Raw genomic sequence first — 22,451 nt, 5'->3', positions numbered from 1 at the left:
AGGCCGTGATCAGGCCGTTACCTGAGCGGAGTGAATCGAAACTGATTTGTCGCGTTTGATTACCTGGTATCCTGCATAGATCAGCAATAAGCCGATTAATTCGGTAACAAATAACACATTCACGTATCCTGCACGCGTAAACGAACCTCCGATACCTGGAAGCAAAGCACCTATTGCGATAAAAATGTTTCCCAAAAAACGCTTCTGCTTATCCGGCTGACGCGCATAATGTATCGCTGAATAAAATGCACCACCAACAAGAAAAATAAAGGAGTATAGATTTATAAAGGGTGAAAAATAGCGCACCCATTGCCATGACAAAACTTTACCAGCAAGTGTTCCATCAAATCCAGCTGGTAATTGAATAGGCGAAAGCATCACACAACAGGAAGCGATTGCCACAATACCCAACACAACCCACGCACTACGATTGGCGAATCGCTCCGACATCAGCAGGTAAACCGAACCTTGTGCCAATGGAAATCCACCCAACAATGCACCACTGATATACCACAACCTGAAATTTAACTCGCTCCATCCAAAGAGCGCATTAATGCTTTCAGTTGCTGTACCGAATCCAAATGTAAACACACCGAGCGTCCACCAGAACAAGTACTTTGTGCGCTTCACTTCCCAATGTTTATAAATCACAATCAGGAAATAAATTGAAAAAAGTGTGGTTACAATAGGTATATATTCAATCATACTGATTCTTAAATAAAACTGATATAAAAAAACCTACCTCAAAACACAGATTGATATTCCTGCATTTTGAGATAGGTCGTGATCACTACATGTTAGCCTTTCTTCACCAAAGCAAACTCAATCTGTGGGCGGCCACGCTCACCGTTTTGTGTTAATGCCGTGAAACGAAGCTTGTAAATATTTCCATCCACATCCTTTACCAGGTAAAAACGATCGGAACGTACTGCTGGTGCCGAACCCGGGCCACCACCTGACCGCCATTTTGCTCCAATACCAATCTGCGTAGTTAACCAGGTAACACCTGTTAAGTTCGCTTCTCCAAATGCTTCATAAATGCCGGCATTGGTAATTAACAGTTCAGCCGTTTCAACTCCATTTCTGCTCTGCAGCATGATATCCTGAAAATAATATGGAATAAAACCACCACCGAAATTGGTTGAGTTGGTGAATCCAGTCCATGCTATGTCCCAGCGCTCTTTTGCCGGCTCAACCGTTACCACGCCATTTTCAAAACTGATGTACTGGAAATTAAGTTGACTGTCTTTGGTTATTTGAATTTCCTGGAAAGTAGTGGCGGCAATATCTGCATGTTGCAGGGTGTATCCATTTCCATTGCGAATGATGCGAATCTTTTTCCAGCCGCGTGAAGGAATGGGTTGAGACGGATCGCTTGGCGGATTGGAAGCCCCACGATTGACAATGTATACTTTGTTTTCAGCGGCTGTTGCTGAAACAGAAGCAATGGCCGTTTTGGTAAGATCCCCTGCCGGATCATCAATCCACGCCATAGCCTCCACGGAAGAATTTGCACCCACGATCATCACATCATCCAAATCAACGGTATCCGCAGCGGTGACTGCGTTCAAATCGGTTTTATCTAAGGCACGCGCCATCATGGTAACGGATGAATTCAATATAACCCTAAAATCATCTCCCATATAAAATCCTAAATCCCACGATGTACGATCAACCGCAGTCTGGCGGTTGGCACTTAAATCAATAAACACTTTGTTTGGATAGGTTGGCCCACCACCGTTGATGTTCATGATGGCTTGTTCAGCCAATATCTCAGCAAAACTCAAAACCAATTGCGTTGTTTCACCCACTACAAGTCCATTGGCAACACTGTTAATAGAAAACGTAACGGATTCATCCCCATCCAACAAAACGTTTTCACCTTTTGATACCGTAAAGGAAACCTGTGAAGCCCCGGCTGCCACAGGTATCGTGAGGGCATTACCGGTTGCCGCTGGAGTGGTGGTGAAGTCATTGCCATACTCAATTCCATTGGCTTCAAAATTTACGGTAATGCTTCCCTGATCGGCCGCTGCACGGGAAAGACTGATATTTACGCTCAGCTCACCCTCATCAGCAGTAAACCCAAGTTGTGCCGATTCAAATGCAACTAAATTATCTGGTAACTGTGGATCTTCCTCACACGAGAAAAAGAAAGTCAGCAACACACTTAATGCAACTATTTGTAAAAAAAATCTACGCTTCTTCATATTCAATCAATTATTCAGTTTAAAAATGTTTTCAATTAAAGTTTGTAGGTGATTCCGAGGTAATAAGACCGGCCATAGCCAATGGGCTGAGAAGTTCCGCCACCATGTACCGGCCCGCCATTGGCAGCAGCGTTGGTAATGCGCGTTACGTCAAACGCATTTCGTATTCCGCCATTGACGGTAAATCTTTTGAATAGATTTTTTTGCAGATTGATATCAGCCCAATGAAACGCTTCTGCCTCATTCAGGCCAACGGTTCCATCCACATCAAAAATGTAGAATGGTGTTTTGCCGGTATACTTATAATAAATGGAAACAGATGAACGCAAACGCGAAAGTGAATAGGAAATAGAGGAATTCAGTTCAGGAGCCCATACAAAACCAGTGCCTTGCTCCTGCTCAGCAGCCAGCTCATTGTACCTTCCGGTATAACCGAAGCCGGCAGTAACATCCAGGTTTTTGTGTTTTAAGGAATTTACCCAGGTTAATCCCTTCGATCGGAATTTGTCAACATTGATATAGGTAGTAATAGAGGTATTGCCCGGCTTTACTCCATAGCCAATCATGTTGTCCACATCGTTGTAAAAACCCGTTACGGTACTGCTCAGTTGAACACCCTCCTGTTGTACTAAACGTACTGTCCAGGCCGCGTTATAACTATGCGACAATTCAGCTTCCAATTCCGGATTTCCTTCAATGGAATGACTGGCATCAAAGAAATTGAAAAACAACTCGCGGATAGATGGCGCACGGAAACCTCTCCCGTACGACAACCTGAGCTCACTCCGGTTACCCCATTCCATTTTCAGGTTTATGGAGGGTATGGCAGGTGGTGCTGCATAGGCCGTGTTTTCAACAAACCGTACCCCCGGTCTTACACTAATCCATGTTGCCGGCTTTAACTCCGCAGAAAAAAAGAGTGCGTAATCCTCAATGGAAGATACCCCCTCTTTTAGTCTACCTCCACTACCGCTTTCCGTATTTATATCATAACCCGATTGCAACGACAACCGATCGGATGCCTTGAAGAGAAATGTTCCGCGTGCGGTTAATCCTTTAAAGGTGGTGATATCTTGTAAGTCAGGATCCAAGGCAAGGAATTCTTCACCCGTATTTCGGTTTACCGTTGTGGTTTGAACTTTTCGGCTGTAATCAGAAAATGAGAGCGCTCCGTTGTAGCGCCAGCGTTCACCCAGTTTTGTATTTCCCTGTACCTGGTGCATAAATCGATTGGTGATGTACCGCTGATCGAGTGCTTCAATGCCACTGAATAAACCGGGGTTGTAGATGTTTTCGTTCAGGTAATCGAGCCGGTAGTACACATCAAAGTCATCTTTCCTTACTCCAACTGTTGTACTGCCCAACCATTGGGTTTTCGGATGCCATTCTTTGTCTCGGTCTGCCGCGTTGCCCTGCCATCCACCAAAGTAGTTCCGGGCAAAATCACCCATGGCATAAATCTTTCCGTGTGAATAGCCGATGGAAACACTTTCATTGTGGATGCCAGTTTTAAATCCATATTCTTTACCCACTGTTTCTTCATGCAAACGAACTGATGCACTCCATTTTCCCTCTTCAGGTTTTTTGGTAATGATGTTGATTACTCCGGCTAACGCATCGGCTCCATAAACAACAGACATAGGACCTTCAACAATCTCAACACGTTCAATGCTGTTCACATTAATTTGGTTGATGTTTACTTCGTTGCCTGTGCCCTGCCGACCAATCAGGGGCACGCCATCAATCAATACTTTTACATTTTGACCGGACAACCCCTGCATGGTTAAGTTGGATCCACCCAAGGCAAGGTCTTGTGAAAAACGAATGTTCAACTCTGTATTCAGTACATCCTGCAAGCGGGTGGATCCCACAGCTTGTATACGCTCCGATGAAATGGTTCGAACGCGATAAACAGATTGGTGTGCCGACTGCGGTTCAAACTGACCGGTAACCACAACCTCGGCCAGTTCGGTGGCGCCCGGCTCCAATGATATAGTTATTTTACCAGGTCCGGTAACATCTCTAGTTGTGGAGATGTAACTAATGTGCGAGGTGCTTACCCGTACAGGATAGTTTGCCGGATTAATCACTGATCTGCCCGCATCATCTGTAATACCCTGCCCAAAGGGCTCACTGTTTCTAACCGAAACAAAGACAACTGCACCTTCTATAGGCTTACCTGTGGTTTTATCGTTCAGAATTACCTCAACCTGGGCAAAGCCAACCGTAATTATCAGCAGAAAAAAAGAGGTCAGTAAAAAAATGCTTCTCATACGCCACAAACCATTTTGTGCGCGCAAATATGAACTGCGAGACAAGTAAAAAATGCCTTTAAAAGTATAAATAGTAACATAGCAGCTTCTGATCGGTATTTGAATTCAAAATTTGGTATTTTTGCTCCTGTAATTGGTATTTAACATCAATTTTGGCCCTGATAATTGTCATTTTTAAAAAGCATATCTTTACTAAATGAGCACCATTACAAACGAAAATACCCATATCGGGCAGCTTACTAACCTGTTCGGGCGAGACGATATCAAGCTGATTCTGGCACAAAACAAAGAAGAGCAGGAGTATGCATTGGAGGGCACGCTGCATAAAAGCATCATCCAATTTTACTTTTGCCTTGACGGAACAGCACGGTTCGCCTTTGGCCCGCACTACAGCCGTGAAATCCAGCGTGGAAAAAATTACTTTTTCTACAACCCCGAAGGCGATGTGCCCTTTACCCTTTACCTGTCACCTGGGACTCGCATGGTTTTCCTTTTTATTCCATTAAAAAGTTTACACGAACTTTTTACCCACGAACCCCTTCCTTTTTTAAGGGCTGAAAATGTAAACCGGAAGTTTTATGATGAACGTGATATTCCGGCATCCCTGGTTGTGGTGCTGAATCAATTGTTTACTATTCAGTTAAGCGAAAGTGCGCGTGAATTATATTACCACGGAAAAGTATTTGAATTGCTGAGCCTCTATTTCTCAGAGAAAAAACCCAACACCGAAACCTGTCCTTTTCTGAACGATGAAGAAACCGTTCGGAAAATCAAAAATGCCAAGGAGTATCTTTTAAAAAACATGGACGCTCCGCCAAGTCTGAAAACGCTGGCTAAAACCGTTGCGCTTAATGAATACCAACTCAAGGCAGGCTTTAAGGAAATTTATGGCAACACGGTATATGGTTACCTGCTGGATCACAAACTTGATCATGCACGGGTGTTGCTGGATTCAGGAAAATACAAGGTAAATGAAGTGGCTTTTCAGATCGGGTATACCAACCCGAGTCATTTTATTGCCGCCTTCCGAAAGAAATTCGGAATAACACCTAAGAAATATTTAATGCAAAAAGTTAATTAGGTGTGCAGATTACATCCGGCCCATGACTGTGAAACAAATGGGTTTCGGATGACAGACCGCGCCAGATCATCAACACGGCCACCAGTACCAGCATAATGGTTTGAATGCGCTGAAACGACCAGGGAATGAATTTCCGAATGGCTTGCCACGAATAGCTGGCCGCTAACATGGCCGGAATGGTACCTAATCCAAACAAGGCCATCGCCAACGCACTACTAGAAAGATCAGCCTGCACCAAGGCAATCGCCAGAGCAGCATATACTAACCCACAAGGCAAAAAGCCGTTAAATATTCCCGTCAATAAAGCCGATGAAAATTTTTTCGATTGAAGCTGCCTGCCGAAGGATTGCTTCAAATGCAAAACGATTTTTGATAATGAAGGCAAAAAGTATGTCTGTACTCTAGGAATGGCAAGCAGTACTAAAATCAGCACGCCCATGCCAATGGAAATTTTGCCCTGCACACTGCCCCACTGAACTATTTTTCCTAATAAACCCACTACAACGCCCATCGCTATGTAAGTAAGCGTTCTGCCCATATTGTACAACAACCGATACACCAATATATGCTGTTGCGCCTTGCCGCCCACCATCATGGCAATGGGGCCACACATGCCTATGCAATGCAGGCTACCGGTAAAACCCAATATGAAAGCAGCTATCAGCATTAAATCACAATCAGTTTTTCCAGATAGAATTCCTTTCCTTCCGCTTTCCATAACAACTTTACCCGATATGGCCCCGGTGTAAGCGGGTTCAGGTTAAACAACTGCACAGAATCAGCAGATGCCTGAAGCTTAATCTGCTGATCAAGCTTTTCAGATGAAGGACGAACCAGCCTCACCTCACCCGACTCAATAAAACTTACCGAAGGAAAATACACCTTCAGCACCTGACGTTGTTCGATCGTTACTTCCGGTTTCAATTCAAGCTGTTCCGTATTCTGCTTACGTTCCATCTGCTCCTGAAAAGCCAGGTCTTCAGCGTAATAATTTTTCGTTACCAGCCCAATGTCCTGTTTCATCATGATGGTAATCATGGTACCGATGAAGGCCGCAAACAAAACAAAAGCCACTATGATCCATTTTCCCCAATTCATTTGCTTCCTATTTTAGTTATCATCTCTACCTACAAAAATTAACAGTTGACAATTGTTAACTGCTAATTGTTAATTGATTTAACCGGTCCAATAAATTTAACCTTTAGTGTTTCGATACGTTCTCCATTTCGATAAACGCCAACCAACACCACCGTTTTTGCAGTTACAATTTTTTCAGCCGGAATCCGGATGAAGTAAACACTCTTCAGCATTTCACCAGCCGGAACTACCACCTGCTGCTCGCCCACTTTATTTAACACGGCACCTTCAGGCGATTCTGCCTTTACTTCAAGTGCAATGTCTTCAAATGTTTTATTTACGAACTCAACATTATACAGGTTTGTAATGGCTCCGTCATCCGCACGTTGATACAGCGTACCGGGAACTTTAAGAATCGTTGTCTCCACATCGGAACGAGTGGCCAGCATAAACGACAAAAAAGTAAGCAAGGCCAGTAACACAAATGAGTACCCGATAACGCGAGGCGTCATGAGTTTGGCTATACCCTCTTTAATTGAGTTGTATGAAGCATAGCGGATCAACCCTTTCGGTTTACCTACTTTCACCATCACCTCATCACATGCATCAATACAGGCTGTGCAGTTTACACAATCCAGCTGTGTGCCGTTGCGAATATCAATCCCGGTAGGACAAACGTGCACACAGAGCTTACAATCCACGCAATCGCCCTTGGTTGTGTCTACTATACCCTTCTTCAGCTTACCGCGTGGTTCACCGCGAAGCCAATCGTATGCTACTACTATTGAGTTTTTGTCCAGCAATACGCCCTGCAATCTTCCATACGGACAAACTGCTACGCAAGCCTGTTCGCGAAACCAGGCAAAAACAAAATAGAAGATACCGGTAAAAGCCACCAATCCGATGAATCCAGCCATGTTCTCGGTTGGGGGTTGCGACACAATTACTTTTACTTCCTCAATGCCAATTAGGTAGGCCATTGCTGTATGCGAAATAACAATCGAAATGATAATAAAAATAAACTGCTTCAGCCCCTTTTTGAAAATCTTCTCACCCGACCACGATGCCTGGTTTAATTTTCGTTGCTGATTGGCGTCACCTTCAATCCAATATTCAATTTTCCGGAAAACCATTTCCATGAACAACGTTTGCGGGCAAGCCCACCCACACCATACGCGGCCAAACACAACGGTGAACAGAATGATGAAGACGAAGAAGGTAATCAACGTTACAGCAAGCAGAAAAAAATCTTGCGGCCAAAATGCCTGACCTAGAATAACGAACCTGCGCTCGAAAATATTGAGTAACAAAAACGGCTGGCCACCAATTTTAATAAATGGTCCGGCAAAGAAAATGGCCAGCAAAACAATGGTTACAGCAATACGCGCCCGATGGTACGCTCCACCGGGCTTTTTTGGATATACCCAAACACGCTTGCCTTTTTCATCAACCGTGCCCAGGGTATTTCGGAATTCTTCATCGTATTGATAAAGGTTTTCAGTGGCTTGACTCACCTTTTTACAATTAACAACGCCTCACAATTATTATTAAGATCCCGCAGCTTTCACGGTATCCGCGGGTACTGGCTCCTCCTCCACATACAACTCACCTTGCGGTGCTTTCGGGTTAGCCGGATTAGTACCCTTTATACTTTTAATATAGAACGATACATCACGAATCTGCTCAGGTGATAACACCGGGCCCCACGGAATCATTCCCTTCTCCTGAACTCCATTTTTAATTACAGCATAAATATCTTGTATGCTTCCACCATGAAGCCAGTAATCATCAACCAGGTTAGGACCAATGCTTCCTTGCCCATCCGGCATATGGCATGATGCACAGTTGGTAACATAAATCGTGCGGCCTTTTTTGATGATCTCCTCATCATGAACATAACTGAGTGTTTTTTCATCAATAACCGCAGGCGGATTTGCTGCCAGCAATTTGGCCTTTTGTTCAGCAGCTTTTTCAACCGAGGCGGCATATTCATCATCACTCAAAGGCAAGCTATCCGTTACGTGATACACAATCAGGTAGCCAATACCCCAAATAATGGTAGCATAGAATAACCATTTCCACCAGGGCGGCATGTGGTTGTCCAGTTCGCGGATGCCGTCATAATTATGCTCGAGCATGAGATCCTTCTCTTCCTCTTTTGAACGAAAGCCATTAATCCAATCCCAAAACTTCGACCAGTAGCCAGGTTCAGGTGCGTAAGTAATGCCCAACTTTTCAGCGCGTTCTTCTGCAGCCTTACGGATGAACATATTCAGCACCTGCAGCATGTACAACGCTACCAGTATAACCAAGATGGCGGTAACGAAAACAAAACCTATCACCAGGTAAAGCGGAAACATCGGATCGGCAAACGGATCTTTCCAGAAACCGGATTCGGGAGCAACATCTTGCGCCAGCGCAGCAATGCTTAATACCATGAAGGAAAGAATTAAACTAAACGTTTTCATAGGCTTTGATTCGTAAGGGTTTGTTGATCAATGGTCTTGTCTGCCTGATCAAACGGCAGGTTCTCCATTCGCCTGATAAATTTCTTATCCACGGTAAACACCCACCACAACAACATCAGGAAGAAGATAAAGAATATAGACAGCGATATGATCGGCCAGATGGCGATGTTATCGATACCTTGTAATACGCTTTTATACATGACTTACTTGTTTTCTGCGGTTTTAGATTCTTTGATATCCTTTCCTAATCGCTGGAGATAGGCTATCATGGCAACGATTTCGGTTTCAGGTGCCACTTCAATTCCTTCCAACTGAAGGTTTTCAGAAATTCTTCTGGCCTGGATGAGCAGGTGCTCATTGGCAATGGCTTCGTAACCCTCTTCATAAGGCACTCCGATTTTCCGAAGTGCTTTAATCTTCGCAGGCGTTTGGCCCAGGTCGAGTGATTGTTCGAACAACCACGGATAAGCAGGCATAATCGAACCAGTGGAAACCGCATCAGGTGCTAACATGTGATTGTAATGCCAGCTATCGGAATACTTACCACCTACGCGCTGCAAATCCGGACCGGTACGCTTTGATCCCCACAGGAATGGGTGATCGTAAACATATTCACCCGACTTGCTGTACTCTCCGCCTATCGGATCGTAGCGCTCGACTTCCGAACGGAACGGACGCACCAATTGTGAATGACAGCCTACGCAACCTTCGCGTATATAAATATCGCGGCCATGCAATTCAAGCGGTGTGTATGGTTTTACACTGGCAATGGTAGGTACATTTGATTTGATCAGGAATGCCGGAACCATCTCTACAATACCGCCAATTAAAATGGCGATCAGCGTAAGCACAGAGAACATGATGGGCTTGCTTTCCAACACATGGTGCCAACCTCCACCTGAAGAAGTTTCTGTTTTTACAAGTGGTGCCGCTTCAGCAGGTTCATTGGCGATGAAACTTCCTGCGTAAGCAGTTTTGATCAGGTTGTACGTCATGATGATCGCACCAGTCAGGTACAATCCACCACCAATGGCGCGCAACATATACATCGGTAAAATCTGAACGGTTGTCTCCAAAAAGTTTTTGTACACCAGGAAACCTTCAGGATTAAATTCTTTCCACATTAAGCTTTGCACCACACCCGCGATATACAGGGGCAGCGCATAGAAAATGATACCCAACGTTCCGATCCAGAAATGGACATTAGCCAGTTTAGTTGAGTACAACGATGTACCCCACATGCGTGGCACTACCCAATACAGAATACCAAAAATGAGGAAACCATTCCAGCCCAAACCACCTACGTGCACGTGTGCGACAATCCAATCGGTAAAGTGGGCAATAGCGTTAACGTTTTTCAACGACAACAGCGGGCCTTCCAGCGTAGCCATACCATAGGCTGTGATGGCCACCACCATAAATTTCAAAACGGGATCTTCACGCACCCTGTCCCAAGCACCGCGCAAAGTGAACAGGCCGTTTAGCATACCACCCCATGACGGAGCAATGAGCATGATGGAAAACACGGTACCTAATGATTGAGCCCAATCGGGTAGTGTGGAATATAACAAGTGGTGCGGACCCGCCCAGATATATATAAAGATGAGTGACCAGAAGTGCACTATTGAAAGCCGGTACGAATACACCGGGCGGTTAGCCGCCTTCGGCAGGAAGTAATACATCAGGCCGAGGAACGGAGTAGTTAAGAAGAACGCTACCGCATTGTGGCCGTACCACCATTGAACGAGTGCATCCTGCACTCCGGCATACCACGAGTAGCTCTTCATAAAGCTAACCGGAATTTCAAACGAATTAACAATGTGCAATACCGCTACGGTTACAAATGTGGCGATGTAGAACCAAATAGCCACATACATGTGTTTCTCTCTTCTGCGCAGAATGGTACCAATCATGTTCCAGCCAAACACCACCCAAATAATGGTGATGGCGATATCGATGGGCCATTCCAGTTCGGCATATTCCTTTGAAGTTGTATAACCTAAGGGTAATGAGATAGCTGCCGCCAGAATAATCAGTTGCCAGCCCCAGAAGTGAATCCAGCTAAGCATGTCGCTGAACATGCGGGTTTTGAGTAGGCGCTGCATGGAATAATACACCCCCGCAAACATGGCATTGCCTACAAAGGCAAAAATGATGGCATTGGTATGCAGGGGCCGAATGCGACCAAATGTTGTGTACTGTAAATCAAAATTGAATAGAGGATAAAACAACTGAATAGCAGCTGTAAGCCCTACCAGCATGCCCACCAGGCCAAAAACCACGGTGGCGATGATAAAGGCCTTAACGATTTTGTTGTCGTAACTGAATTTTTGGAGTTCCATAGGCTAGGTGTAATACGTTTCCTTGAATTTAACGCGATAAAAGTAGGTTTTCAAGAAAAAGTCGCTCCTGATTTCCATTATTCGGTAACCTGATTTTTGTCAGGTTTTTATTTGGTACGGGCATCACCTCTGCTCCTTACCCCGTATATACTAATAGAATCCATAAACACACAGCGATATGGGAATGATGGGCGGCTTTCTAAAGCAGATGAACGATACCATGCAGCAGAACCGCAGGCTGCTCAAGAAATCTGATAAGAGTAAATCGAAACAAGTGCGGGAAGCCTACAACGAAGAAATAAAGAGGCAAGCTTTACGCTATGAACATGTAGATGTTGATGCCTTAAGAGAGCGAGTACGCAAAAAGGTACACCGCAATATTATTCAAGAAAAAATCATCAAAGCAATTGCACTGACGGTTCTCGCTACATTTGTTGTTGCAGTGATCTGGGTGATTATTTCATTTGATTTTACCGTAAAAAAGAAATCACCCTTCACAGATACCCAATCACTTTTCAAAACAGAAATACATCCTCATGACCAAGCTGGTTACAGCCTCAAAGTTGACTACTATTACCACGGTCCAAAAGCAGCAGAAAGCCTTATTAAAAACGGACTAAAGCATCAGAATTCTGAAAGTTATTACCCTTCAGGTGAACAATTTCGCTCGGCTTTGTATTATTATGATACGTTGGTTCGTGAAGTGTATTTCTTTAAAGATGGAGATACTATAAAATATTTTCCAATTGTGGATCATCACAAAGTCTATCAAATCAAACTACCACGACCAAACAAAAAACGAACTGTTGAATTCTATTTCTTTGATGGAAAAATTATTCAGGAAACATATCGGGAGTATCCCTATATTCATTCGAACTAACCCAGTATCATGATTTTTATTCAAATTCCGCAAGACATTCCCAACCAAAGCACACCCATTGACCTTACTTCAACAACGGATATCATTTTATATATTGTTTTGCCTATCATCATGATAGCCGCTTACATCTACTGGCGCAGGAAAAAACGCTCAGAATAAAATGTGCATAACCCGGTTGATAAGTTGTTGACTACTTTTTGAGTAATTATTTTGTAGACATAAATCAAGCAAGTACTTTCATATCACTAAGTCGAACATTGACAGGGTGATCGACCAACACCGGAAAACAAAAACCGGTTTTCTACGGAAAACAGGGAACAAAAAATCCGGTGCGGGAAGATTGTGTTCACAAGAAGGCGTCCGCAAGGAAAACCTGGTGTGACATGAAACCGAGCAAGGCTTTCGAAGGAAAGTTGGGGCAGTTTTACACTGGCAAGGGTTAACCTTAGCGCTATACATGGGCTACGGCTTATGTGTAACGAAAACGGGAAAATCAAGCAATTGACTTTCCCGTTTTTTTTATGCCATATTTACTAGGCCGTTTCGCGCAAAGCTCGCCAAGTCAAATCCTACGCAAAGCTCGTCAAACGTCTTACTTAAAATTATTCTGGAATTCGATAAACAACCGCGTTGATGTTTACCCCCGCTCCCACCGCTGCAAATACAATCACGCTTCCTTTGATTAACTGATGTTCAGGCATATCACCCTTGCTTACCAGATCATAAAGCGTAGGCACGGTTGCCACCGAACTGTTGCCCAGCCAGGAAATACACATGGGCATTATGCCTTCTGGAGTTTCTACTCCGTATGCCTCAAACAACCGCTTCAAAATGGCATCATCCATTTTGGTGTTGGCCTGGTGAATGAAAACTTTTTTAACATCTGTAATAGGAATTTCTGCTTTTTCCAGACTTGCCTTTACCACAGCCGGCACAGCTTTTAGTGCATGCTCATATAAGGTGCGTCCGCGCATTTTTAAAAACAAATCATCACCCTTGTAATCGGGATTGTAGGAAGGCTCCATCTTCAGCACGTAAGTATACTCACCCGCATTGGTTTGAGAGTGATGTGCCAGAATGCCAACCGGTGTTTCACTGCGTTTCACTTCCAGAATTACAGCACCTGCCCCATCTGCATAAATCATGCTGTCGCGATCGTGCGGATCACAAATGCGCGAAAGTGTTTCTGTACCAATCACCATCACCTTCTTCGCCATTCCCGATTTGATGTAAAAGTCAGCTTGAATCACACCTTGCAACCAACCCGCACAACCAAAAGGCAAATCATAACATACCGTTTCCGGATTCTTGATTCCCAATTTCATTTTTACGCGTGAAGCCAGGGCAGGCACGAGATCACTTCTACGATTATCAGCAGGCACATCGCCAAAATTATGTGCCACAATTATATAATCGAGTGTTTCACCATCGCTGTGCGATGAATTGAGCGCATCAAGTGCAGCCAGGTAACCGATATCCGAAGCGACCAGATCATCCGTAACGTATCTCCGCTCCAGTATGCCGGTTATTTCGCTAAACTTTTGAATGATCTCTTCGTTGGAGCGCGTTAACCGCTTTCCATCAGCCTCATAAAATGTGTGATTCAGAAAATCAGAATTGGTAATGCGCTGTGTGGGAATATACCGACCTGAACCGGTGATAATCGAATAAAGTTGTTCTTGCATAGGTTATTGTCACCACAAAGGTAGCGCAATTCATTGCGGATTATACTGACGTAAATCACCGATGTTATAAAAGAAAAGAACAAACAGTTGTTAGCGATTGAATTTGAGGCGCAATCGTAGAATGTTTGAAAGAGCTTACTGCTTTTTCTGAAAAGATTTCATGATATAATAGACAATGCTGAAAAATGCCAGAAAAATAATCACCGCTACAATTTCTTTCCATGCCAGGTTTGATAAAAACCAACCCGTAGCCATTAAGGCCAGTACAGGAATGAGCAATCCACCCGGATTTACATAAGCCCCTTCAACTTTTCGGCTTCGCAATTTTATTGTAGCAGCAATTACACCAACATAAATCAACAAAATTGACGCGCTCGACAGGATGGCCAATTGCCTGAATCCGCCTGAGATCGCATACAGAAAACTAACGGAAGCATAGAGTACAATAGAAAAGTAAGGTGTAGAGAACTTCGGGTGAATCTTTGCCAAAAATGAAGGCAGCAATCCATCGCGTGCTGCTGCATATGGAACACGCGAAGACACAAACATATCGCCACTGATCAGTCCAAAACAAGAAACCGCAGCCGCCAGAGCCATAAACGAGAGTCCCTGCTTTCCAAAAACAATTGAGGCGACTGCACCTAAAGGCGCCTCTTTTTCAGCTGCCAGTGCATCGCCCAACACACCTTGAGCCACTAATTGTATCGCCAGGTAAAAAAGGAATACAACCAAAACACCTAAAAGAAAACCACGCGGTATGGTGTAGGTCGGATTCTTTATCTCACCTGATGCCGACAAGGTTGCTTCTGCGCCACCACCAAAAGCAAAAAACAAAATCAATGATGCTTCACCTAATTGTTGCACCGAAGGCCATGCCGTTACCTGAAGATTTTCAGTTTGCATATGAGCAAAACCAAAGACAATAAGCAACAACAACGGAATGAGTTTTAATACCGTTACTACATTCACAAACGTAGTGCTCTCTTTGCTGCCCTGAACGTTGAGCCAACTCAACCCTCCAAATACAGCAATAAGAAAGAGTGCGCGAAAAACAGGTTCGCCAAGTTTCGGAAAAAAGATGGCCAGGTTGTCGGCCATAACGTTGGCTACCGCTGCATTTGCCAACGCTGTGAACCCCAACCAAAAAATGGTATTCGTTAAAAACCCAGCCAGCGGGCCAAATGCTTCTTCAATGTAAGCGTATGCACCGCCCGAGGTTGAGATTTTTGTGCCCACTTCTACAAAGCATAGCAGCACCAAACCCAGCAACAACGTACAAACGAAGTATGCCAGAAAAGCCGAAGCGCCAATTTCGGCTGCTACCAACGCGGGCAAGGCAAAAATTCCCGCTCCGATGGTCATGTTTACCGCATTGATGGCAAGTGTGCGAACACCTACCACACGTTTCAGGCCTTCATCGGGATGACTGCTGTTCATCGATCAGTTTAGTAATCATCAAGAAAGCCAATTAAAATCAGAATTGCTAAAGGGAATACAATCATTTCAACGGCAGGCTATACACCAACCGTACAGAAGCAATCAGTCCATTATCAAAGTTTACGTTCTGAGGTGCACGATCATCACCAAAACGCACAATGCTTAATCGGAGATCCATTTTTTCGTTAGCGTTGTATTGTTCATACACCCGACTTAACGAATACCCGATACGCGTTTCAATAAAAAAGTTACCATGTGTATTCCAACGTGCAAACAATGCCTCATCAATGCTGTTGCGTTCAATGTAATCGGTTTTAAATTCCTCCTGCCCAATTCGATAGGTAGTGATGAATCCAAAATGACTGAAACCGGTCGTCAGCGATTCATTTACTCTGTAGCTAACCTTAAGGTTGATCGGCACCAAACCTGTGATACTCCAATTATCATTCAGTTGCCAATCGAGATAAAACAACGGCACGAGCAGCGGGCCAAATAATTCATGGTTGTACAGAAAGCCATAGCGAGTCACCAACCGTTCGTGGTTGCGGTGCTCAAATAAAGCAATGGCCCCTAACTGCCAACTCTTGCTGTCGCTTCCTTTAAAATCCGACATGTATCTGGGCACCGCCAATAATTGAAAACCATTGCGGTCGCTTATTTTTTGCACGATACCGGTTTGAAAAATGATTCCGTGCATGCGCATGGCCGTGAGGTATTCAGTCGGCCTTACATCAATATCGTTGGTAACGTTAAATCCGGAATACGTAAAATCGTTATACCAGATTGTCTTTTCATTGAATTTAATGGGCAGCTTAAGGTTAACTAACAAGTTACTTTCTGTTGCTTTTCCGTTTAGTGGTTGCTGATATGCTGATGGCATGCCCACTACGCCACCGATGGTGAGAATATCAATAGATGACTGTGCAGAAAGCAATGCGTTGAACAAAGAACAAACAGAAATAATCAAGATGCATTTGATTTTCATATGATGTCCTCTTAAAAAGTTTACCCATTACGTTTCATAAACCCATCCAATCGTTTACGTGTCGTAGCTTGCACTTTCTTTTTAAAAAAAGGCGTCCAGCCCAACAACATACCGGTCATGCCAAAAGCCATGCGTGCCCATCGATAAAAATCAAAGGTATCGGTATGCGTGATGATCTTGCCATCTTTAAACTCAAACCTTGCATCAATGATGTTGTGCACCTTTCTCCCGGTTAACGAAAATGTATAGTGTGCCTCCCAGCGACAGGAACCGAATTGATCATCGGCTTTTACATTACTGAATTCCAATTTCCAATCTGCAGGGTTTTTCTTCAGGGTATCAATCAACATGCTCCACATCGCTCCCGCTTCCTTTCCTTTCAAATCCAGAAAAGCTGGATCAGAAAATTTTACATCCGGATGATAGCACGCTTTCATGCCCTCGGCATTAAGTTGCTGGAAGCTGGAGTAGAAGGTATGGATGAGGGTTTCGTTAGCGTTCATGGGTATTTAGTTCGATTGATATTTTATTTCAATTACCCTTGTCTGTGTTGACACAGACAAGGGATCACAACGCCTTAATAAAATACCAGCCCATCACGAGGCAGGTCACTAATTTTAATAAAGTGCTGAAAAGAAATCCGATAAAGGAACCCAGCGCAGCTTTCAATGCGCGATCAGATTCATTGTTGGCCAGCAACTCGCCAACAAAAGCTCCAACAAATGGTCCGGCAATGATGCCAATCGGTCCGAACCAAAAGCCGGCAATCAACCCAATGGTACAGCCCCACATGCCGTACTTGCTGCCACCAAATTTTTTGGTTCCATACACGGGCACCAGGTAATCGAGAACCACTATTACAATCACGATCGCTAACCAGATGAGCAAAAATTTGGTACTGAACGCTGTTGTTTCACGCAACTGCAGTATGAGCATTCCAACATAACTCAACGGTGGCCCTGGCAAAAACGGAACCACGCTGCCAACAATACCGGCAATCATGAAACACGAGGCAATAACCGTCCAAAGTAAATCCATAGGGTTACGAACTTACGAAAATAACAGCATTCTCTTATTGTCCCCTTCAGCTGAAGCTTCCCAACCCTGAGGGCTAAAAATCGCTTTCAAGTATGATTGAAGTCATAGCGCGCTACTTTTAATGGGCCTAGTTTTAAGCTCACCAATCATATAAATAACCATGAATACAACCATGAATTTCGATCAAATGACTGTAGCGGAAATAGCACTTCAACACCCTTCAGCTGCACATGTCTTCAATAAATACCAAATTGATTTTTGCTGTGGCGGAAAAAGGCCTTTTCGGGAAGCCTGTGAAAAAGCCGGTGTAAATCCGGATAAGGTTATGACGGAGCTTTTCAGCTCTGAAACCAACAGCATGCCTGGCACCATTCGCTTCGATACGTGGGAGCCTACCCTGCTGGCCGATTTCATCGTGCAACACCATCACGGCTTTGTACGCAGAAGCATTCCACAACTTTACGAGCTGATTGCCAAAGTATGCGAAGCACACGGTGATCGTGACACCTACTTGCTAACCCTGCGCGATACCTTCACTGAACTTGCTGAAGAACTGTTGCTGCACATGGAAAAAGAAGAAGTGGTGCTTTTCCCTGCCATTAAACGCTTGTATGAAGAAACCCGTATTCCCGTTGACGCAACACCCATACCCTCGCACCTGATGGCCCCCATGAAGGTCATGGAAGACGAACACGACCACGCTGGCAACCTGATCAAAAAAATCAGAACCCTTACCAGCAGCTACACACCTCCCGCTTCTGCGTGCCCTACTTACCGCGTTACATACAGGCGACTGGAAGAATTCGATCAGGATCTGATGCAACATATACACCTCGAAAACAACGTATTGTTTGCAAAAGTAAAAGAACGTTTGGCAACTGCTTACTCTGTAAACTGATATGCAACTGAATCAGGAAATACTTAGCGACATCATCATCTACATGAAATATGCGCGTTACCTGCCCGAGCTAAAGCGCAGGGAAACGTGGGATGAAATCTGTGATCGCTACCAGCACATGATGGCGGAGAAGTATCCATTTCAATACGAAGAAATTATTGACGTGATGAAATGGGTTCGGCAGAAAAAAGTATTGCCCTCCATGCGTGCCATGCAGTTTGCCGGCACTGCCATCGCCCGAAACAACTCGCGCATTTACAATTGTGCTTACCTTCCGGTAGATGACATTCGTGCATTTTCGGAAACGATGTTCTTGCTGTTGGGTGGAACCGGTGTTGGTTATTCCGTACAGTATCACCACGTTGATAAACTTCCGCCCATACAAAAAGCAGAAAAGCGCAGAAGGTTTTTAATTGGCGATAGCCTCGAAGGCTGGGCCGATGCGGTAAAAGTCTTACTGAAAGGCTACTTCGGCATCAGCGAATACATTCCTGATTTTGATTACTCCGACATCCGCCCAAAGGGAGCACGATTGGTAACGGCTGGTGGAAAAGCACCGGGACCGGAACCCCTCAAGATTTGTATTGCACACGTGCAGGCCTTACTCGACCGAAAAGAAAACGGTGAAAAACTCACGCCACTTGAATGTCATGATTTGATGTGCCACCTCGCCAACGCGGTGTTGGCTGGTGGTATCCGAAGGTCAGCGATGATTGCGCTCTTCTCACATGGCGATGAAGAAATGCTCACCTGCAAGTACGGCAACTGGTGGGAACTGAACGAACAACGCGGTCGCGCTAACAACAGCGTAGTGCTGCAGCGCGACAACATTTCGCGTGAAGAATTCTTCGACTTGTGGAAGAAGATTGAACTGTCAGGCTCAGGCGAGCCCGGTTTTTATTTTACCAACGATGTAGACTGGGGTACCAATCCCTGCTGTGAAATTGCCCTTCGGCCGTTTCAGTTTTGTAACCTGTGCGAAGTGAACGTATCGGATGTGTATTCACAAGACGAACTCAACGCCCGTGCACGTGCGGCTGCCTACCTCGGCACGTTACAGGCTGGCTTCACCAACTTTCACTACCTGCGCGAAGTGTGGAAGAATACCACTGAGCAGGATGCCCTGATTGGTGTAGGCATGACCGGCATTGCCAGCGGTGCCGTACAAAAACTTGACTTGAATGAGGCAGCACAGGAAGTAAAGCGCGTGAACCTGGAAGTTTCGGCTAAGATCGGGATACAGTTTGCCGCACGCACAACCACCATTAAACCTTCTGGTACTTCATCATTGGTGTTGGGCACATCATCCGGTATTCATGCCTGGCATAATGATTATTACATCAGGCGCATACGCATCGGGAAAAATGAAGCGCTGTATGAATACCTGCGCATTGCGCATCCTGAATTATTGGAAGATGATTTGCTCAACAGCAAACAGGCCATCATCTGCATACCACAAAAAGCACCTGAGGGAAGTATACTGCGAACCGAAAATGTGATGGACTTACTGGAACGCATCAAAAAATTCAATGAAGAATGGGTACGCAAAGGTTTCCGCAGAGGCAGCAACGCCAATAATGTTTCAGCTACGGTTTCCATTGAAGATGGGGATTGGGAACGCGTAGGCGAATGGATGTGGGAAAACAAAGCTTCGTACAATGGTTTAAGCGTATTGCCCTACGATACCGGCAACTACAAGCAGGCACCGTTTGAAGACATCACCGAAGAAAAATTCAGAGAACTGGAGAAGAGCCTGAAAACCATCGACCTGAAAAACGTGTACGAAACCGATGACGAAACCGACCACAAAGCCGAAGCAGCTTGTGCAGGCGGTGCGTGCCAGGTAGTTTAAGGAAAACTCTGCGGCCCTCCGCGTAAATTTCTCAGCGCCCTCTGCGGTTTTAAATTTTCTACCGCAGAGAGCCACAGAGAAATACGCAGAAATCGCTGAGGCTTCAGAAAGTTTAGTATACAAGGCCACAACACAACTTTTTAACTGACATTCATCAGGAATTTAATTCCCGGCTATGCCTACTTTTCCTGCAAAAAAGAAAAAGTTGATTCCTGCTAAACTTCTGGAGCAATACAAGGCGCGATTGGTGCGCATGCGCAAAGACCAGGTGCTGTTTGAAGAAGGCACCCCGGCCAACGACTATTTCCAAGTAGAAGAAGGCGAAGTGCGCATGTATATCCTCAATCACGAAGGGCAGGAATTTACGCAGGGCATTTTTCATGCGGGCGAAAGCTTTGGTGAACCCCCGTTGTTTGGCAACTTCCCCTACCCCAGCACAGCCATTGCCCTTACGCCCGGCAAAGTGTGGCGGTTAGCCAAACCTGATTTTCTGGAATTACTCAAACACAACTTCGACATTCACCTGAAGCTGAACCACGTACTCTGCAACCGGCTTCAGTACAAATCCATGATCCTTACGGAGATTTCCTCCCACACACCCGAGCACCGGCTTACCACCATTTTAACCTACCTGAAATCTAAAATCCAGCCTGATGGTAACGGCACCAAAATCATCATTCCCTACACCCGCCAGCAACTAGCCGACATGACCAGCCTGCGCGTGGAAACGGTAATCCGCACTGTAAAAAAAATGGAGCAAGGTGGAAAACTAAAGCTGGAGGGGCATAAAATTCTATTTTAAGTATTACCGTAAAGAGTTGGCGTTGCGATGTTGGGATATTTGATATATATTCAATGAATATATTTTAAAGTTGGCCGCAATTTTATCAGTTAGACCAAAAAATTTAGTCATTACAACAAAATGAAGAAAATGTGTGTCTAACGGAATAAAAGGCTAATTTATGAAAACTAAAAAAGTATTCGGACTTATATTACTGCTTGGACTAATAAGTTGTTCAGACGAGGAAACAACTTTTGAGTTAAGTGGAGAGTGGATTGATACCGAGAGTTTTGGGTTACAATTCCTAGAATTTTACTCAAAAAATGAAGGCAGATTTGGCCTTTACTCTAAAAACTACGAACGGTATGAGAATTTCAACTACCGGTTATTTGACAATAAAATCGCAATTGACTTTATCGGTGACAATGAAGGAGAAACAATACATGATTTAACATTTATTGACAAAGATAAAATTGAAATTTCCGACTTGACAGTTATTCCGGAAAATCCAACAAAGATTTATCAAAGGTTTAGCATAAAATCCGACAAGGAGAACAATGAAGTTATTTTAGGAGTAAATGATCTATACTTTGACTTTGAAACTGGAATTCGATTACAGGGCTATCTAATTAATGAGTCGCGATGCCCTAAAGGTGCTGATTGTATTTGGTCAGGGTATGCTGCTGCAAGATTTCATTTAATTGTTGACGGAAATACAGAACATACATTTGACTTAGCAACAATTGATATATCACCAGAACTTAAGAGAGACACACTAATAAACGGAATGACATATAAGTTGCTAGACATTACTCCTTATCCCGATATAAGCAAGAAATACAAAGCTGAGGACTATAAAGTAATAGTATCTTTAGAAAAATAGAAAAAGTAATTGATTAGGTAAAAACTGCCGCCAACACCCGGTTTGTTTAATGGCGGGCGACACAGTCGCCCGTAGTGCCAGCAAGTTTTTTTATTTAAGATATGTGGACATATAAATATATTCTGTACTCACTTTTAGCTGTTGTATTCACATTTTTAATTCATGAACTTACGCATTGGACAATGGGAGAATTTCTCGGATATGAAATGAGAATGACTTTAAACACCGCATATCCCATTGCAGGAAAATATACCAAGGATTGGCACTACACAGTTATTAGTTGTGTAGGACCACTAATAACACTTCTTCAAGCGATTATTTTCTATCTACTAATAAAGCAAAATTCCAATAAGAATCTTTACCCTTTTCTGTTATCGTGCTTTTATTTAGAATTGCTGTCAGGGGTTATGAACTTCAGAAACCCAAATGACTTAGGCAGAATTGGCATATATTTAAATATTGGCTTATTTACTCTTCCAATACTGTTTACCTCTCTACACTTTTTGTTAACATATAAAACATCCAAAAGAGAGAATTACAACAGGAAATTCATATTGACAA

At 44.0% G+C, this 22,451-nt stretch carries 21 protein-coding genes; 7 read left to right on the top strand and 14 right to left on the bottom strand.

Annotation, left to right across the window (positions count from 1 at the left end; genetic code table 11):
* Positions 1-9: 9 nt before the first annotated feature.
* The 3 genes from QY309_04040 to QY309_04030 form a co-directional block, all read right to left on the bottom strand.
* Positions 10-705: a hypothetical protein gene (locus QY309_04040; protein WKZ60650.1), complete on the bottom strand. Its 696-nt coding sequence runs from the start codon at positions 703-705 to the stop codon at positions 10-12.
* Positions 706-797: 92 nt separating this feature from the next.
* Positions 798-2,210, bottom strand: a complete 1,413-nt coding sequence (locus tag QY309_04035) for an HmuY family protein (protein WKZ60649.1) — start codon at positions 2,208-2,210, stop codon at positions 798-800.
* A gap of 35 nt (positions 2,211-2,245) precedes the next feature.
* Positions 2,246-4,483, bottom strand: a complete 2,238-nt coding sequence (locus tag QY309_04030; GenBank protein ID WKZ60648.1) for a TonB-dependent receptor — start codon at positions 4,481-4,483, stop codon at positions 2,246-2,248.
* A gap of 196 nt (positions 4,484-4,679) precedes the next feature.
* Here QY309_04030 and QY309_04025 point away from each other — a divergent pair, with 196 nt between their 5' ends.
* On the top strand, positions 4,680-5,564 hold the full coding sequence (locus QY309_04025; GenBank protein ID WKZ60647.1) for an AraC family transcriptional regulator: 885 nt from the start codon (positions 4,680-4,682) through the stop codon (positions 5,562-5,564).
* Here the strand turns inward: QY309_04025 and QY309_04020 are convergent.
* From QY309_04020 to ccoN, 6 genes are all read right to left on the bottom strand, one after another.
* Complete coding sequence (locus tag QY309_04020) at positions 5,557-6,231, bottom strand: sulfite exporter TauE/SafE family protein (GenBank protein ID WKZ60646.1); 675 nt, start codon at positions 6,229-6,231, stop codon at positions 5,557-5,559. The two genes, QY309_04025 and QY309_04020, sit on opposite strands and share 8 nt — an antisense overlap.
* A complete protein-coding gene (locus QY309_04015) occupies positions 6,231-6,662 on the bottom strand; it encodes a FixH family protein (GenBank protein WKZ60645.1) in 432 nt (143 codons plus the stop codon). Before QY309_04015 ends, QY309_04020 begins: the two co-directional genes overlap by 1 nt.
* A gap of 62 nt (positions 6,663-6,724) precedes the next feature.
* Complete coding sequence (gene ccoG, locus QY309_04010) at positions 6,725-8,155, bottom strand: cytochrome c oxidase accessory protein CcoG (protein ID WKZ60644.1); 1,431 nt, start codon at positions 8,153-8,155, stop codon at positions 6,725-6,727.
* A 33-nt stretch (positions 8,156-8,188) separates the two neighbouring features.
* Positions 8,189-9,109: a cbb3-type cytochrome c oxidase N-terminal domain-containing protein gene (locus QY309_04005; GenBank protein ID WKZ60643.1), complete on the bottom strand. Its 921-nt coding sequence runs from the start codon at positions 9,107-9,109 to the stop codon at positions 8,189-8,191.
* Positions 9,106-9,309 (bottom strand): cytochrome C oxidase Cbb3, encoded by a 204-nt coding sequence (locus QY309_04000; GenBank protein WKZ60642.1) that lies wholly within the window; start codon positions 9,307-9,309, stop codon positions 9,106-9,108. Before QY309_04000 ends, QY309_04005 begins: the two co-directional genes overlap by 4 nt.
* A gap of 3 nt (positions 9,310-9,312) precedes the next feature.
* Positions 9,313-11,451 (bottom strand): cytochrome-c oxidase, cbb3-type subunit I, encoded by a 2,139-nt coding sequence (gene ccoN / locus QY309_03995; GenBank protein ID WKZ60641.1) that lies wholly within the window; start codon positions 11,449-11,451, stop codon positions 9,313-9,315.
* Between the two features lie 178 nt (positions 11,452-11,629).
* Between ccoN and QY309_03990 the strand changes: the two genes are divergently transcribed.
* Together QY309_03990 and QY309_03985 are read left to right on the top strand one after the other, a co-directional pair.
* Positions 11,630-12,331 carry a hypothetical protein gene (locus QY309_03990; GenBank protein WKZ60640.1) on the top strand — a complete coding sequence of 234 codons (702 nt, stop codon included), beginning with the start codon at positions 11,630-11,632 and terminating at the stop codon, positions 12,329-12,331.
* Positions 12,332-12,340: 9 nt separating this feature from the next.
* Positions 12,341-12,490 (top strand): hypothetical protein, encoded by a 150-nt coding sequence (locus QY309_03985; protein WKZ60639.1) that lies wholly within the window; start codon positions 12,341-12,343, stop codon positions 12,488-12,490.
* A gap of 443 nt (positions 12,491-12,933) precedes the next feature.
* Here QY309_03985 and QY309_03980 read toward each other — a convergent pair whose 3' ends face one another.
* From QY309_03980 to QY309_03960, 5 genes are all read right to left on the bottom strand, one after another.
* Positions 12,934-14,016 carry a ketoacyl-ACP synthase III gene (locus QY309_03980; protein WKZ60638.1) on the bottom strand — a complete coding sequence of 361 codons (1,083 nt, stop codon included), beginning with the start codon at positions 14,014-14,016 and terminating at the stop codon, positions 12,934-12,936.
* Between the two features lie 135 nt (positions 14,017-14,151).
* Positions 14,152-15,453: an amino acid permease gene (locus QY309_03975; GenBank protein ID WKZ60637.1), complete on the bottom strand. Its 1,302-nt coding sequence runs from the start codon at positions 15,451-15,453 to the stop codon at positions 14,152-14,154.
* A 61-nt stretch (positions 15,454-15,514) separates the two neighbouring features.
* On the bottom strand, positions 15,515-16,438 hold the full coding sequence (locus QY309_03970) for a DUF6268 family outer membrane beta-barrel protein (GenBank protein WKZ60636.1): 924 nt from the start codon (positions 16,436-16,438) through the stop codon (positions 15,515-15,517).
* A gap of 20 nt (positions 16,439-16,458) precedes the next feature.
* Complete coding sequence (locus tag QY309_03965; protein WKZ60635.1) at positions 16,459-16,941, bottom strand: nuclear transport factor 2 family protein; 483 nt, start codon at positions 16,939-16,941, stop codon at positions 16,459-16,461.
* A gap of 64 nt (positions 16,942-17,005) precedes the next feature.
* Positions 17,006-17,476, bottom strand: a complete 471-nt coding sequence (locus QY309_03960; GenBank protein WKZ60634.1) for a DUF456 domain-containing protein — start codon at positions 17,474-17,476, stop codon at positions 17,006-17,008.
* Between the two features lie 160 nt (positions 17,477-17,636).
* Between QY309_03960 and ric the strand changes: the two genes are divergently transcribed.
* The 4 genes from ric to QY309_03940 all read left to right on the top strand — a co-directional run bounded on the left by ric (position 17,637) and on the right by QY309_03940 (position 21,890).
* Positions 17,637-18,374, top strand: a complete 738-nt coding sequence (ric, locus tag QY309_03955; GenBank protein ID WKZ60633.1) for an iron-sulfur cluster repair di-iron protein — start codon at positions 17,637-17,639, stop codon at positions 18,372-18,374.
* A 1-nt stretch (position 18,375) separates the two neighbouring features.
* Positions 18,376-20,226, top strand: coding sequence for a hypothetical protein (locus tag QY309_03950; protein WKZ60632.1), 1,851 nt, complete (start codon positions 18,376-18,378; stop codon positions 20,224-20,226).
* A 175-nt stretch (positions 20,227-20,401) separates the two neighbouring features.
* Positions 20,402-21,028, top strand: a complete 627-nt coding sequence (locus QY309_03945) for a Crp/Fnr family transcriptional regulator (protein ID WKZ60631.1) — start codon at positions 20,402-20,404, stop codon at positions 21,026-21,028.
* Positions 21,029-21,188: 160 nt separating this feature from the next.
* A complete protein-coding gene (locus QY309_03940) occupies positions 21,189-21,890 on the top strand; it encodes a hypothetical protein (GenBank protein ID WKZ60630.1) in 702 nt (233 codons plus the stop codon).
* Positions 21,891-22,451 lie beyond the last annotated feature (561 nt).

The organism is Cyclobacteriaceae bacterium, from assembly GCA_030584025.1.
Lineage (GTDB): Bacteria > Bacteroidota > Bacteroidia > Cytophagales > Cyclobacteriaceae > UBA2336.
This window is presented reverse-complemented; position numbering and strand designations above follow the sequence as displayed.

What these genes read in the sequence shown, in the direction of transcription:
- QY309_04040 (WKZ60650.1), bottom strand. Translation starts at nt 705, where the DNA reads ATGATTGAATATATACCTATTGTAACCACACTTTTTTCAATTTATTTC.
- QY309_04035 (WKZ60649.1), bottom strand. Translation starts at nt 2,210, where the DNA reads ATGAAGAAGCGTAGATTTTTTTTACAAATAGTTGCATTAAGTGTGTTG.
- QY309_04030 (WKZ60648.1), bottom strand. Translation starts at nt 4,483, where the DNA reads ATGAGAAGCATTTTTTTACTGACCTCTTTTTTTCTGCTGATAATTACG.
- QY309_04025 (WKZ60647.1), top strand. Translation starts at nt 4,680, where the DNA reads ATGAGCACCATTACAAACGAAAATACCCATATCGGGCAGCTTACTAAC.
- QY309_04020 (WKZ60646.1), bottom strand. Translation starts at nt 6,231, where the DNA reads ATGCTGATAGCTGCTTTCATATTGGGTTTTACCGGTAGCCTGCATTGC.
- QY309_04015 (WKZ60645.1), bottom strand. Translation starts at nt 6,662, where the DNA reads ATGAATTGGGGAAAATGGATCATAGTGGCTTTTGTTTTGTTTGCGGCC.
- QY309_04005 (WKZ60643.1), bottom strand. Translation starts at nt 9,109, where the DNA reads ATGAAAACGTTTAGTTTAATTCTTTCCTTCATGGTATTAAGCATTGCT.
- QY309_04000 (WKZ60642.1), bottom strand. Translation starts at nt 9,309, where the DNA reads ATGTATAAAAGCGTATTACAAGGTATCGATAACATCGCCATCTGGCCG.
- ccoN (WKZ60641.1), bottom strand. Translation starts at nt 11,451, where the DNA reads ATGGAACTCCAAAAATTCAGTTACGACAACAAAATCGTTAAGGCCTTT.
- QY309_03990 (WKZ60640.1), top strand. Translation starts at nt 11,630, where the DNA reads ATGGGAATGATGGGCGGCTTTCTAAAGCAGATGAACGATACCATGCAG.
- QY309_03985 (WKZ60639.1), top strand. Translation starts at nt 12,341, where the DNA reads ATGATTTTTATTCAAATTCCGCAAGACATTCCCAACCAAAGCACACCC.
- QY309_03980 (WKZ60638.1), bottom strand. Translation starts at nt 14,016, where the DNA reads ATGCAAGAACAACTTTATTCGATTATCACCGGTTCAGGTCGGTATATT.
- QY309_03975 (WKZ60637.1), bottom strand. Translation starts at nt 15,453, where the DNA reads ATGAACAGCAGTCATCCCGATGAAGGCCTGAAACGTGTGGTAGGTGTT.
- QY309_03970 (WKZ60636.1), bottom strand. Translation starts at nt 16,438, where the DNA reads ATGAAAATCAAATGCATCTTGATTATTTCTGTTTGTTCTTTGTTCAAC.
- QY309_03965 (WKZ60635.1), bottom strand. Translation starts at nt 16,941, where the DNA reads ATGAACGCTAACGAAACCCTCATCCATACCTTCTACTCCAGCTTCCAG.
- QY309_03960 (WKZ60634.1), bottom strand. Translation starts at nt 17,476, where the DNA reads ATGGATTTACTTTGGACGGTTATTGCCTCGTGTTTCATGATTGCCGGT.
- ric (WKZ60633.1), top strand. Translation starts at nt 17,637, where the DNA reads ATGAATACAACCATGAATTTCGATCAAATGACTGTAGCGGAAATAGCA.
- QY309_03950 (WKZ60632.1), top strand. Translation starts at nt 18,376, where the DNA reads ATGCAACTGAATCAGGAAATACTTAGCGACATCATCATCTACATGAAA.
- QY309_03945 (WKZ60631.1), top strand. Translation starts at nt 20,402, where the DNA reads ATGCCTACTTTTCCTGCAAAAAAGAAAAAGTTGATTCCTGCTAAACTT.
- QY309_03940 (WKZ60630.1), top strand. Translation starts at nt 21,189, where the DNA reads ATGAAAACTAAAAAAGTATTCGGACTTATATTACTGCTTGGACTAATA.